Here is a 13,230-nt window from a genome sequence, read left to right as displayed (position 1 = left end):
ACAATATATGATATGGAAAAAACAGAATTTCTTGAAAAAAATATCTTTCTAAACTTAAAAAACCTTAATAACGAAATTGACACTGATTCAACACTCTATTTTTCCGAATCAGATTTTGAGATAATCCTAGAGCGAATAGAGAAGTTAGGAATTGGAATCCATGGTATTACACCTCGTCTGGAAGGGGAATCCTTAGATGTAAAACTAAATGAAGACTATAGGAAAAAAGCGACTGATCCCAAATGGTATAAAAAGGCCTTTTCTGAATTCAAAAAACAACAACCTAACCTTCAATATTCAGCCACTTACAAGGTTTCGGATAAGTTACTGAATAGGCAGAATATTATTGGTAATAAAGAACTTAGCTAAAACCAGAGTTCAAACAAAGGATTATATGATTAGCTTTCCTTTGCCGCCAATCATCATAAAAAAGCAACATGTTTAACATTGTAATTTCGCTATGGTTATGCTCTGTGGTTAGCTTGTGGGTAGGCTGTAGTTAATATTGTTATCTTCCCCCTAATTCCCATGTATTTAATTTTAATTAATTTATTGATTTACAATTAGATAATGTGTTATCACTTTATAACTTTTGTGTGGATAAGGTGTGGTTAGCCTGTGGTTGACATTTCAGAATCAGACTCCAACGTGCTAGAACAAAAAAAGGAACAATAGTTTCTCCATTGTTCCTTTTGCAACTTATTGAACTCAAATTATTGAATTATTAGCTAAAACCAAATATTAAAATTAGTTACTGCTTCATTTCTGTACGAACCGTTTTTAACCAAGAATTGTGCAACTGTAAAAGTTCGTTCATTTTTTTTGGATTGGATTTCGCCAAATTGTTTTTTTCGCCGATATCATTATCCAAATTGACCAGGAACAATTTCTCCAAATCCTTCTTTTCTCCTTGTCCAGAGGGTTCATTTACATTGCCAATAAGCTTCCATGGACCCTTTCGGACTGCCCATTGTGCATTGGTATCATCATAATTGCCCAACTGCCAATATACCACCTCATGAGGGGATTCCTTTGTGTCATCCAAAATAACGGGCATAAGGCTTTTTCCATCTAGATTATCGGCCACTTCTGAATTGGTCAATTCCCCAATAGTACTAAACCAATCCATCTCCATAACAACTTGATCACGAACCTGATTGGCAGGAATTACCCTAGGATAACGAATAATGGCCGGTACACGGATTCCACCTTCGAATAAACTGAATTTACTACCTCGATACGGACCTGCATTTCCACCACCCCAAAAAGCACGTTCTTCCAAAGAATGTCCATGGTCCGATTGAAAAATAACTATGGTGTTCTCCGCTAGTCCCGTCTCGTCCAAATAGTCAAGAACTTTTCCTATTTTTTCATCCGTATTGGATACAAAAGCGGCATATTCCTTTCTGGGTGTTGGAAGGTCCTTGTAATAGTCCAACCACTTGGTAGTTCCTTGATAGGGATAATGTGGAGCATTGAACGCCCAATAAATAAAAAATGGCTCGTTCCTTCTGTGATTGATCACCTGCTTTACCTCTTCGGCCATTAAATCCGTAAAATGTTCCCCATCATAATAAACTTCCTCTGAATTTCTATACAGATCGTGCTTATTTGGACCATCCCAATAAAAGGTATGTGAATAATTATCAATGCAACCGCGCTGATGCCCAAAAAAATAATCGAACCCCTGCCCGTTGGGCAAATTCTGCTCTCGATGACCCAAATGCCATTTACCGATCAAGGCGGTATAATAGCCATTGGGTTTAAGCATCTCCGCCATGGTAATCTGATCGGTTGGAAGTCCGTGTTCCCCGCTCTTTTCGGCGCGTTCAGGTATTGGGACATTTCCTGCCAATCCTGCACGTAAATTGGTCTTTCCCGTCATAAGTGCTGCACGGGACGGGGAACAAACGGGAGCTCCTGCATAGAACTGTGTAAACCTTACCCCCTCTTTTGCCAACCTATCCATATTAGGCGTATATAGGTCAGTTGCCCCGTAAGAATTAAGATCTATGGAACCTTGGTCATCTGTCATAATTACAATGACGTTAGGTTTGCCCTTAACCGATACCTGGGGAAAAACTGCTGGGGAAAAAAATAAAAAAAGCAGTCCTAAATTAATGCCTGTTGGTTTCTTAAATACTCTCATTTGGTTTAATTAATTATTTAAAATATAGTCTTTGGATAAAGGTTATAAAAAATATATAAATTTCCACAAGAAATGATGATTAGTTAAAGTACTTATTAGAGTTATAAATACTTCTTGAAAACTAGCACAAATAAAAAAGGAACAACAGTTTCCCATTGTTCCTTTACCAACTAAACAAACTCAACTAACCTTATTGCTTGGAGAGATAGGTTTCGGAAGAAAATGTAAAAACATCCGAATCCGTGCGTGCAGTCTCAAAAATTGATTGCATTTCCTTCACTACCTCTGGGTAGGATTCGGCCAAATTGTTTTCTTCCCCTATATCCTCCGATAAATTGTAAAGTTCCATAGGGGAATCAGGATTTTTTAAAACGTCGTATTTAACTGCCTTCCAATCTCCTTTTCTTAGCGCCTGACGACCTCCTTTTTCATGAAATTCCCAATATAGATAATCATGTTCCAATTGATTTCCGCTCTGTATAAGTGTTGGAAGAAATGAAATCCCGTCCAAATTTTCTGGAACAGGTACTCCAACAATTTCAGATAAGGTGGGGAATATATCCCAAAATGCTGATACGTGGTCCGTTTTGCTTTTGGGTGTTATCTTTCCAGGCCAGCTAACGATCATTGGCACCCTAATACCACCTTCATAAAGATCCCGTTTAACTCCTTTTAAGGGTCCGTTGCTATTAAAATATTCTGGATCTGCCCCACCTTCTTCATGTGGCCCATTATCGGATGCAAATACGATTATGGTCTTACTAGCTAGACCCAATTCCTCAACCTTATCCATAATTTCCCCCACCTGAGCGTCCAGTAAATCAACCATTGCTGCGAAAGCGGCATGGGAATCCTTTTGAGATCTATAAGGACCTAGGTTAAATTCAGGTCCATCATCAGTACCATTATAAGTTTTTTCAGGTGGATATTTCCCTCTATGTTTTTCCATATAGCCTTCGGGAGCTGCCAGTTCCGCATGCGGAATAATTGAGGGCACATATAGAAAAAATGGTTTCTCCTTGTTATCCTCCAAAAATTTTAGGGTTTGGGTATGTATAAGTTCTGGGGCATATATGGCATCGCCTTTACCAGAATTTTCTGTTAGAACAATTGAGTCCCTATTGGACCATAGACGAAAAGGATAATAGTTATGCCCTAAACGCTGGCAATTGTATCCAAAAAAAGTATCAAATCCCTGATTTACCGGATCTCCTTCTGAACCTGGAAAACCTAGTCCCCATTTCCCGAAAGCCCCTGTAGTGTAACCAGCTTTTTTTAAGGCCTCCGCTAGGGTATAAGTATTATCTGGTATAGGATATTGTCCTTCTGGTTGTATTTCCTTGTTTCCTCTTACCACTGTATGCCCTGTATGCATCCCGGTCATTAAGGCCGATCGTGAAGGAGCACATACCGTACTTCCAGAATAATGTTGGGTAAACATCATACCCTGTGATGCCAAACGATCAATATTGGGAGTAGAAAACTTTTCCTGCCCGTATACACTAAGGTCTCCATAACCAAGATCATCGGCCAAAATATAAATTATATTGGGCTTCTTTTCTTCAGTATTTTGGAAATCTTTGGTTTTTACTTCTTCCTTGCATGCCATGAACAACATTACAATACCAAGCGTAACAAAAAAATTGGATTTTAGTTTAGTAATAATCATTATTTAGCTTTTTATGATTGATATAATTTCTTTCGGAAACATAATCCGGATTTAATACTTTGGGTATTGGCGCCCCCGTCTCTTCTACCCAGTCTTTTAGAAGGTTCAACAGCTCAGATGTTTTAGCTGGTTTGGTGGCTGTTAAATTATTGCGTTCACCAATATCCTCCCTTAGATTGTACAATTCCATTCCCTGATCTTCATAATAGTAATGTAGTTTCCAATCCCCTAGCATTACTACCGATCCTGGGCGAGTTCTAAACAATGGATCACGGCCATCATCCAACATAGAGTCATAGGCTTCCAAATATATGGGGAAATGCCAAAATAAAGGTCTCTCCCCTATTGCCCCTCCCTTTAGTACAGGTATCAAACTGTTCCCATCTGACTTATAATCGGGAAGGTCTACCTTTAAAATCTCCATGAAAGTCGGAAAAAAATCTAGATTGGTGATGGGCTCTTCTATCTTTTTTTCGGCAATAGTAGTTCCTGGCCATTTTATTAGACAAGGCACCCTAATTCCTCCCTCATAGTAAGACCCTTTACCTGCCCTTAATGGATCTTGAGTTGAAATGCTTCTTATTCCACCGTTATCCGATGTAAATATTAGAATAGTATTTTCTTCCAAACCGAGGTCAGTTAAACTTTTCATTATCTTTCCTACATTTTGATCTACGGTTTCCACCATGGCTGCATAGACTGGCGATATTTTTCTAGAGTTGAATTTGTTGTCATATTTTAATACAAGCCCTTGTTTTGCTTGCAAAGGAGTGTGTACCGCATAAAAAGGAAGATATAGAAAAAAGGGTCGATCCTTATTACCTTTAATAAATTGTATCCCCTCCCGGGTGAGTCGGTCCGTAAGGTTCTCTCCCTCGGGTCCGTCTTCCAAATGGGGTAAATTATTATAAGGGCTGAAATAGCCATCTAGTCCAGGATTGCCCCTAAGGTCTCCACCCTTGTTAACATCAAACCCTTGTTCAACAGGGTTTATTCCTAAATGCCATTTACCAAAAACGCCCGTGGTATATCCTGCCATTTTAAAGAGCTCTGCCATAGTTACATCTTTCAATAACAGGGAATCGGTATTTTTAATGGGAATTAATTTTCGGGATTCTTTGTTCCCTCGGGCCGATGGACTAACGGTATAAACCCCATGCCTGGGAGTATTTAAGCCTGTCATTAAAGACGCCCTACTAGGTGCACAATTGGCGGCGGCCGAATAGCTTCTTGTGAAAACCATACTTTCCGAAGCAAGTTGATCTATATTAGGGGTTTCAAAAAATTCATCTCCCATGAAACCAATATCTTTCCATCCCAAATCGTCAACATTAATAAAAATGACATTGGGCTTTACTAAATCTATCTCGTTTACCTTGGATTTCGTTTCTTCCTGACAAGAAATAAGAATCGTACAAAATGTCAAAATAAGCAGCCTTGGAACCGTAGAATTTTGCTTCATACTGTATGTATAAAAACTGAAATAGTTGTAATTATCCGATTTTTTTAGATTCAATAATTATAAGCTGGCTCGGTTTCCCGAACCAGCTTATAAAAAAATTTTTATCTATATCCGTTGTTCGTTGGGTCCGATTCCAATAGAGCTGGATTCAAAGAAAACTCTTCTGGGGGGATAGGAAGCAATATATGATGTGGCTGTATATTAGCTGCAGGGTTATAAATACGATACTCCGTAGTTTTCACCACGTCCAAAAGTATACCCCATCTAATCAAGTCCATTCGCCTATGTCCTTCGCCCCCGAGCTCCCATCGTCTTTCGTCATAAATAGCCTGACGGAAAGTTTCCTGGGTAAGACCTGCCAATGGCTGATCTGGCTCATAGGCCCTTTCCCGAACCTTATTAATATACTGGTAGGCGCTTGCAGGACCGTTAAGTTCATTTTCCGCTTCCGCTACCATAAGGTACACGTCAGCTAACCTAAATATAATCTTATTGTCCCCATGGTTACCCCTAGGCGAATTTACCTGGTCTAGATTCCACATTTTGGGCATATATGGAAAATTAAGTTCAAACCCAAGATATTCGGTAACAATATTTTGTGACCTTCTAAGGTCGTCCAATGGAAAATCATTGACATAACCCGGTAACGGTATCGATAGGCCATAACCGGTAAAACCTTCACTTCTTTCTCCCAAAGCCGCACTTAAGGCATTTTGCTGAGTAGGGTCCTTAGGTTCGTCCCTTATCCGTGGGGTAAAATGATCCACCCAATCATTACTTCTTACATCTCTGACAAAATCTATTTCCCAAATATTTTCATCATTGTATTCGTTATTGGGATCGAATACCGCAGCGTAATCATCCAATAAATCGTGAGGGGAGCTATTGATTATGTCCAATGCTTTGTCCCGTGCCTGTTCCCATTTTTTCTGAGTAAGTAATATTTTTACCATAACTGTGGCAGCAGCCCATTTGGTGGCTTTTCCCTGGTCTGTTTCAGATAGCGAATTAGGCATTAAGTCTTGCGCCCTTCGAAGGTCAACAAGTATTTCGTCCCTAATCAAGGTTTTGTCCGTTCTTGGTAACACCTGTATTTCACTTATGGGGAGATTGTCCCTGTAATATGGCACGTTACCCCAAAGATTAGTTAAATGGTAATAGGCATAGGACCTTAGGAACAAAGTTTGGCCTTCAAAAAGGCTCCTTTCGTCCTGCGTCAATGTTTGATTTATATCCAATTGTTCTAAAATTGTATTTGCATTAAGAATAATGGCATATAAATTTTGCCAAGTTAAAGGTGCGCCTGCACCTTGATCGATTGCACCAATATTGCTTTCACTCAAGGTGTAAGCCTGAGTAGGTTCTACCTGACCAAAAATTCTATTTGGTCCAATAATATCGGCCCCGTTCTCATAATATCTGTCCAACCCAATTTTTCCATGCAGGGAATTGCCTTTGTAAATATTGTACAATCCCACTATGGCCAAATCAAATTCCGTAGGTGTATTAAAAAAATTGGAAGGCGAGGCAAGATCCCTAGGTTCCTCCTCCAAAAATTTATCACAGCCAAAAAGCAAAGTAATGACGGTTATTAGTAGTAAAATATTAATATATTGTTTCATTTTCTTAATCTTATATGTTGTTTCTAAATAATGCATAGCTTGTTGTTTTAGAAATTAACTTTGACCCCTGCGGAAATTGTTCTGGAGGTAGGATATTGTCCTCTTGAGAATCCCATGGAAAGATTTTCCTGATCCCTATCAAACTGGCTGGTTTCTGGATCTTTTAATCTAAAATCAGAAATAATAAAAAGATTGGTGCCAGTAACATATACATTGATTGCTTTAAACTCTTTCAAACCTAATTTATCCACAGGGATATTATAGCCCAATCTCAAGCTTTTAAGACGAATATGTGAACCATCTTCGATCATGGCCGAGTTGTTGTATATTTCCGAAAGTGCTGCTACAGCACCTGCTCTAGGAATATCCGATGTTGGATTGTCAGGTGTCCACCTGTTGAGTGTTTCGGCATATTTTGTTGTTTCCGAACGGCCAAAAAATGCGGTTTGGGTAAGACTATTAAAAACTTCATTGCCATAGGTACCCTGAAAGAAAAAATCCAAGTCAAGGTTTTTATATGACAATGTATTGCCAAGACCAAAATAGAAATCGGGTTGAGGACTGCCTAATACCACAAAGTCTTCTTCATTAACCTCTCCATCACCATTGGTATCATCAAAGTGGGGACCACCTACATCTTGACTACCTCCCAATCCAGCAGCATCGATCTCTTCTTGCGACTTCCATGTTCCCAAATAACGAACCCCTGTAAATACAGGAGCACTTTCGCCAACTATAAGACGTGCTCCGGTTCCTCCCTGTTGTGCAGGCGTAGCAAGATTAATGAAATCGACACCCCCCAAGTCTACAACCTTGTTATTATTACTAGATAGAGACAGAGATGAAGTCCACTTAAAACTGTCATTTGTAACGTTTACACTATTGACCATAAACTCCACACCTTTATTTTCCACCTTGCCAATATTTTGCAATTTGCTTACAAAGCCCGTTTGCCTAGGCAATCGGGCATCGAGCAAGAGATCTTCTGTGTTTTTTTTGTAATAATCAAACTCAACGGATAGTCTATTATTAAAAAATCCCATCTCTAGACCTATATCCAACTGCTTGGTAGTCTCCCATTTTAATTCTGGATTTTCAGGTCTCCCCAAAACAACACCTGGTTGTTCTATCCCATTAAATGTGGTATTGGCTCCATTTAAAATAGCCAATGTCCTATAAGAAGGTATTGCCTGGCTTCCCGATCTCCCATAACTGGTACGAAACTTAAGTTCACTGAAAACATTGAGATTTTGAATAAATTCCTCCTCACTTAACTTCCAGGCAAAAGCTCCAGAAGGAAAAAATGCATACTTGTTGCCAGGGGCAAAACGAGAGGAACCATCTACCCTCCCCACTATAGTGAAAAGGTATTTATCCTTCAAGGAATAATTTACCCTCCCTAGCCATGAAGCCAGTTGAAAAGAATCATAACCCGAAACTACTTCGTTACGTGTAGGATTAGATCCAAAACCAAGATTATTATATCCAGTAACATCGTTTGATATTTGATAAGCCCGGGCCACGCTTTCCTCAAGTTCCGTTTTTTGGATGGTAAACCCTGCCAAAACAGTTAAATAATCGTCTTGACCAATGGTCCTATTATACGTTAAGGTGTTCTCATTGATATATCCCGTTCTCACTGAATTGCGCACCTCGGCATTCCCTCCATTTTGTACAATTAAATTGTTAGGTAGTGCACCGGGATTAAAAATATTCCTTTTAAAGTTGTTCAATTCGGGGCTAAAAGTCGATTTGAATACCAAATTTAAAATGGGTCTGAACTCCATATACAGATTACCCAATATATTGGTTTCCAAATTATGGTTCTGTTTTAGTTGGATATCGGCTTCATAATTTGATGCTATTCCGTCCGTAATTGGATCTAAAGCGGTATAATTCCCATTTTCGTCATAAATTGCTCTTGTAGGAGTAGTGAATAGAAAAAGATCATCTAAGCTAAATTTGTTATTTTCCTTTTTCAGTTTGGAAATATTCACCCTGAAACCTACTTTGAACATTTCAGAAAGTTTAATATCCAAATTGGTCCTGAAAATATATTTATTGATTCCTGTAGCCCTAACAAGACCATCCTGTTCAAAATAATTTCCGGATACATAATAATTGACATTTCTACTCTCGGAAACACCTGATACCGAAACATCTATATTTTGAACCGGGGCCGTATGCGTTACCTGATCAATCCAATCTACATTGGGAACACTGGAAAGATCGGGAAAAGGCAAAGCAGCATTTCTAAATGTGGCATCCTCATTGGCATAGGCCGCATGTTGGGGACCATCAAGGAAATCTACCTGGGTAACCATGGACTGAAGCCCGGTGTATGCATTAATCGACACATTCGGTTTTCCAGGCGTGGCACCGGCTCCACTTTTTGTTGTGACCAATATAACTCCATTGGCACCTCTAGTACCATATATAGAAACGGCAACGGCATCTTTCAGAATATCTATGGATTGAATATCGTTTGTATTCAGGTTGCTCAAATTATAATCGGTTCCTACGATAATTCCATCTATTACCCAAAGTGGTTCATTGTTTCCTTGGATAGAATTACCGCCACGTATCCTTATAGTCGTAGCCGTACCGGGCTCACCGCTAATTTGTGAAACTTGAACACCGGAAGCCCTTCCCTGCAAAGATTGGTCTATCCTAGCTACCGGAAGGTTTTCCAAATCCGCCCCACCAACTTTACTCACGGAACCAGTCAAATCCTTTCTGCGAACTTCACCGTAACCTATTAATACTACCTCGTCCAAGCCAGCCGCACTTTCCACTAAAACTACACTAAGACTGGTCTGTCCGTTTACCTGTACCTCCTTGGTGGCAAACCCGATATAGGATACAACCAAAACGGCATTTTCACCAGTAACTTCTATAGTGAAATTTCCGTCAAAATCGGCTGTAACACCGTTGGTTGTTCCTTTTTCAACGATGTTTGCACCGGATAAAGGGGCGCCATTGTCATCTACAATTTGTCCAGAAACCGTGGATTGAAATTTATAGAAACTGGACAAGAACTTTGAATTGTCAGTACTCCCTGAAACACCACGTTCTTTTAGAAATATTTGCTTATCCACAACATTGTGCGTGGTTCTTGTATTCCCAAATATCCTTTTCAGAATACTGGTAACAAGCTCCTTATTGGCTTTTACACTTACTAAACGATTTAGATCAACTTCCTTTATTTGGTATACAAAATGAAAATCGGTTTGACTTTCAATTTCATCAATAAGCCTTTCTACCGTTACGTTGTTAAGGTCCAATGTTATCTTTGTACGCTGTGCATAGGATGAATTGGCCTGCATGGTAAACAGTACCAAAAACATGAATAACATACTGATCTTCATCTTTAAACTGAGTTTAAGCAATGGGTACGACCTTCTCTTTTGGTCAAGAATTTTTTTCATACTTTTATAATGTTTGATTGTGGTTATACATTGTGGTTAATCACTTCTACTGATCGGGAAATGGTGAGACATTTTCCGATTTTTTTATTCCCTTCTTGGGGAGAAACAAAGTGAGTTTTTTATTGTTTTTAGTTTTTCATTGGCAGTTTTTATTTGAGTTTTAGTTATTTAGTTTACAATTATTTCGTTGTCATTAATTACCGAGTAATCAATATTGTATTCCCCTTTAAAGTATTCCAAAATTTTATCGATAGGCATATCATCAAAACTGGCGTTGAATTTAGCCGAAGCCAGTTTCGAATTTTTATTGACGATCTTGACATTGTAATGCCGTTCCAATTTTTTAAGAATATTTTCGAACGTCATATTTCTAAATACCAATACACCCTGAACCCACGAAGTGTATATACTGGTAACAACTGGTTCGGTAGTAATATTTCCCTTTGTATTGTCATAGCTGCCCTTGAGGCCAGGTGTAAGAACTGTTCCTTCATTGCCTATGCTCATATCGGTTCCTGAATACAACCCAACAGATCCCTCTACCAACACAACGTCTTTAACTATATCCTCCGGATACGCCGATACATTGAACTTTGTTCCGAAAACCCTAATATCCAAATTAGCTGCCTTTACAATAAATGGATGTTCTTTATCTTCCGCCACTTCCAAAAATGCCTCCCCTGTTAAGAATACAGTACGATCTTTACCTTTTATAAACTCTACTGGATACTTAATGGAAGAACCCGCGTTCAAGTAAGCTAAGGAGCCATCTGATAATTTCAATTTAAAATGTTTCCCGTAAGGCACATGAAGTGTATTGTAGACAGGTTCTTCCGAAATGGAAATGCTGCCATTGGCATATACAAGTTGATTTCCCACTTGGGAGCCAACTACATTGCCTTCCGAGTCAATTACTTCCGAAGTGCCATCTTCTGAAATAACTTGGATATTTCCATCTTCACGTTCCAGGGTAATAAAATTCTCTTTAGGTGCGAATTCTTCAGTAGTGGCCTCATTGGAAAGTTTGTCATTGACAAAGTACCCCAAAGTCATGGAAAAAATAATAATGGCAGCATACTTGAGGACATTTCTATATTTGAGCTTTTCAAGATTCCCCTTGTCCTTCTTAATTTTATCCAGTAAAAGTTGTTTTGATTTCTCGGTATCGTAGCTTTTCATTTTACGGTCAATTCTATAATTTAATCTTGTATAATCGTTAAAAATTTGATCGTTTGAAGGCTTTTTCAGTTCAATTTCCAATTGATCCAACTCCGCACCTGAAATTGAAGACGTAATATATTTTACTATTAATCTATGTACCTTTTTTGGTTTCATTCGTTATACAATTCACATTTATACGAAGCCATTTTAAGAAACCCTTACTTTTTTCACATTTTTTTTTCATATTTACCAGAATTATAAATAAAAAAAATCCAAATCGTAAAATGAGGTGGAATTTTGAGAACCAATCCGCTCTAATCGAAGGTTTAAAAAAAGGCAATGAAGGTGCCTATGGATATTTGGTGGAACACTATCACAATCGACTATGTGTTTATGCCAACAGTCTTATTAGGGATGATCTTATGGCCGAAGATATTGTACAAAATGTCTTTGTTCAGATCTGGGAAAAGCGAAACAAACTGAAACATGACTTTTCCTTGGAAAATTATTTGTACAAATCCGTACATAATAAATTTATTGACCAGTACCGTAAAGGCAAGGCCGTAATGGCTTTGGAGAAAAAATATATAGCAGCTTTGGAATTAGCCATTGAAGAAAAGGATGAAATTCAAGAGCAAAAAATATTAAACATACTTTTCGATGCTATTCAGGAATTACCTCCCAAATGCAAGCAGATTTTTCTAATGAGTAAAAAAGAAGGCCTAACCAATATCGAAATATCGGAATACCTTAACGTTTCCAAGAAGACAGTTGAGGGGCAAATTACCAAAGCCTTTGGAATCCTTAGAGAAAAATTGGGCAAGAAATATGAGATGATATTGATGCTTATTTTTAGCACCCATACAAAAAAACATTTGAGGTAATAATCTAGAATATTGAGTTTCAATCTATGCTAAATCCCGTGGAATTTTGTGCCTTATCGTTCCTCAATTTTTTAAGAAAAACCATTAGGAAGGTGCCAAAAATTTACCCAAAAATTGCTTTTTTGTTCTTTCATTACTTTAAGTACAGAGGCAAAAATTCTTGTATGTTGGTCTCTAGATACATTTACTGAAAATTTACGATCAGCCACTTCACTGTATTCATTAAACGTTGTGGCTGTATGAGCGAATTTCATTCATCCTCATAACTGTAGAACCATTCTAATTTGGTGTTTTCACTTTGTGTAGTAAAGGTTTTGGTAACGTTCTCTATCTCTGGGTATGTAGAAGTAAGCACAATATCATCATCACTTTTATAGACCACAATATTAATGGTCATTGAGTACGAACCGATATCTTGCTTTGGAATATTGCTATATGAAACGTAAAAGGTGTGTTTATGATCTCCAAATAGCAAAAATTTCTCTTGACTACCTAAATCTTCATTATAATATCCCTCCAAATGCGTATTGCTAAAACCAAATTCACTTTCAGGATCTTGTGCTTCAGAAATTGCAACTGGGGAGGAATTCAGGCCTGCCCCATAATTTCCTTGAAAGTCAGTACCTCTTACTTCCAATGTTTGTTGGAATGCATGTAAATCTCCGGTCATAGTAACTTTTACTTTGTATCTGGTGGCATAAGCTCCACTATGCATATCTTCCTTTGAGCAAGCTGAAAGAATAAAGATGAGCGCTATATAGAGTACATGCTTAAAATTATTTTTAACTCTTGTTTTCATTGTCATATGTTTAATATTTTGTAATTAAAGGTTGTACCATTTATGCTTAGGACATA

At 38.1% G+C, this 13,230-nt stretch carries 9 protein-coding genes; 2 read left to right on the top strand and 7 right to left on the bottom strand.

Going from position 1 to position 13,230, the window contains the following annotated elements:
- Positions 1 to 12: 12 nt before the first annotated feature.
- Complete coding sequence (locus H4O18_RS18180) at positions 13 to 369, top strand: hypothetical protein (protein WP_187587281.1); 357 nt, start codon at positions 13 to 15, stop codon at positions 367 to 369.
- A 382-nt stretch (positions 370 to 751) separates the two neighbouring features.
- Here H4O18_RS18180 and H4O18_RS18175 read toward each other — a convergent pair whose 3' ends face one another.
- The 6 genes from H4O18_RS18175 to H4O18_RS18150 all read right to left on the bottom strand — a co-directional run bounded on the left by H4O18_RS18175 (position 752) and on the right by H4O18_RS18150 (position 11,665).
- Positions 752 to 2,149: a sulfatase family protein gene (locus H4O18_RS18175; RefSeq protein WP_187587279.1), complete on the bottom strand. Its 1,398-nt coding sequence runs from the start codon at positions 2,147 to 2,149 to the stop codon at positions 752 to 754.
- 190 nt (positions 2,150 to 2,339) lie between these two features.
- Entirely contained in the window at positions 2,340 to 3,818 is a 1,479-nt protein-coding gene (locus tag H4O18_RS18170; RefSeq protein WP_187587277.1) for an arylsulfatase, read from the bottom strand.
- Positions 3,805 to 5,280: a sulfatase gene (locus H4O18_RS18165; RefSeq protein WP_187587275.1), complete on the bottom strand. Its 1,476-nt coding sequence runs from the start codon at positions 5,278 to 5,280 to the stop codon at positions 3,805 to 3,807. The genes H4O18_RS18170 and H4O18_RS18165 overlap by 14 nt, the downstream gene beginning before the upstream one ends.
- A 101-nt stretch (positions 5,281 to 5,381) precedes the next feature.
- Positions 5,382 to 6,902, bottom strand: coding sequence for a RagB/SusD family nutrient uptake outer membrane protein (locus tag H4O18_RS18160; protein ID WP_187587273.1), 1,521 nt, complete (start codon positions 6,900 to 6,902; stop codon positions 5,382 to 5,384).
- 47 nt (positions 6,903 to 6,949) lie between these two features.
- A complete protein-coding gene (locus H4O18_RS18155; protein ID WP_246474418.1) occupies positions 6,950 to 10,330 on the bottom strand; it encodes a SusC/RagA family TonB-linked outer membrane protein in 3,381 nt (1,126 codons plus the stop codon).
- Positions 10,331 to 10,498: 168 nt separating this feature from the next.
- Positions 10,499 to 11,665: a FecR family protein gene (locus tag H4O18_RS18150; protein WP_187587271.1), complete on the bottom strand. Its 1,167-nt coding sequence runs from the start codon at positions 11,663 to 11,665 to the stop codon at positions 10,499 to 10,501.
- Positions 11,666 to 11,775: 110 nt separating this feature from the next.
- On the opposite strand from H4O18_RS18150, the gene H4O18_RS18145 reads away from it, so the two are divergent.
- The gene (locus H4O18_RS18145) at positions 11,776 to 12,375 is read left to right on the top strand and encodes an RNA polymerase sigma factor (protein ID WP_187587269.1); all 600 of its coding nucleotides are present in this window, start codon (positions 11,776 to 11,778) and stop codon (positions 12,373 to 12,375) included.
- Positions 12,376 to 12,625: 250 nt separating this feature from the next.
- Here H4O18_RS18145 and H4O18_RS18140 read toward each other — a convergent pair whose 3' ends face one another.
- Entirely contained in the window at positions 12,626 to 13,174 is a 549-nt protein-coding gene (locus tag H4O18_RS18140; RefSeq protein WP_187587267.1) for a hypothetical protein, read from the bottom strand.
- Positions 13,175 to 13,230: the final 56 nt, after the last annotated feature.

It is taken from the genome of Arenibacter arenosicollis (assembly GCF_014397245.1).
Lineage (GTDB): Bacteria > Bacteroidota > Bacteroidia > Flavobacteriales > Flavobacteriaceae > Arenibacter > Arenibacter arenosicollis.
The sequence above is the reverse complement of the archived record's forward strand: the minus strand, read 5'-3'. Positions and strand labels throughout refer to the sequence as shown.

Bases quoted from the DNA above. Each gene is read 5' to 3' on its own strand.
- H4O18_RS18175 (WP_187587279.1), bottom strand. From the start codon at position 2,149: ATGAGAGTATTTAAGAAACCAACAGGCATTAATTTAGGACTGCTTTTT.
- H4O18_RS18145 (WP_187587269.1), top strand. From the start codon at position 11,776: ATGAGGTGGAATTTTGAGAACCAATCCGCTCTAATCGAAGGTTTAAAA.
- H4O18_RS18140 (WP_187587267.1), bottom strand. From the start codon at position 13,174: ATGAAAACAAGAGTTAAAAATAATTTTAAGCATGTACTCTATATAGCG.
- H4O18_RS18180 (WP_187587281.1), top strand. From the start codon at position 13: ATGGAAAAAACAGAATTTCTTGAAAAAAATATCTTTCTAAACTTAAAA.
- H4O18_RS18155 (WP_246474418.1), bottom strand. From the start codon at position 10,330: ATGAAAAAAATTCTTGACCAAAAGAGAAGGTCGTACCCATTGCTTAAA.
- H4O18_RS18165 (WP_187587275.1), bottom strand. From the start codon at position 5,280: ATGAAGCAAAATTCTACGGTTCCAAGGCTGCTTATTTTGACATTTTGT.
- H4O18_RS18150 (WP_187587271.1), bottom strand. From the start codon at position 11,665: ATGAAACCAAAAAAGGTACATAGATTAATAGTAAAATATATTACGTCT.
- H4O18_RS18170 (WP_187587277.1), bottom strand. From the start codon at position 3,818: ATGATTATTACTAAACTAAAATCCAATTTTTTTGTTACGCTTGGTATT.
- H4O18_RS18160 (WP_187587273.1), bottom strand. From the start codon at position 6,902: ATGAAACAATATATTAATATTTTACTACTAATAACCGTCATTACTTTG.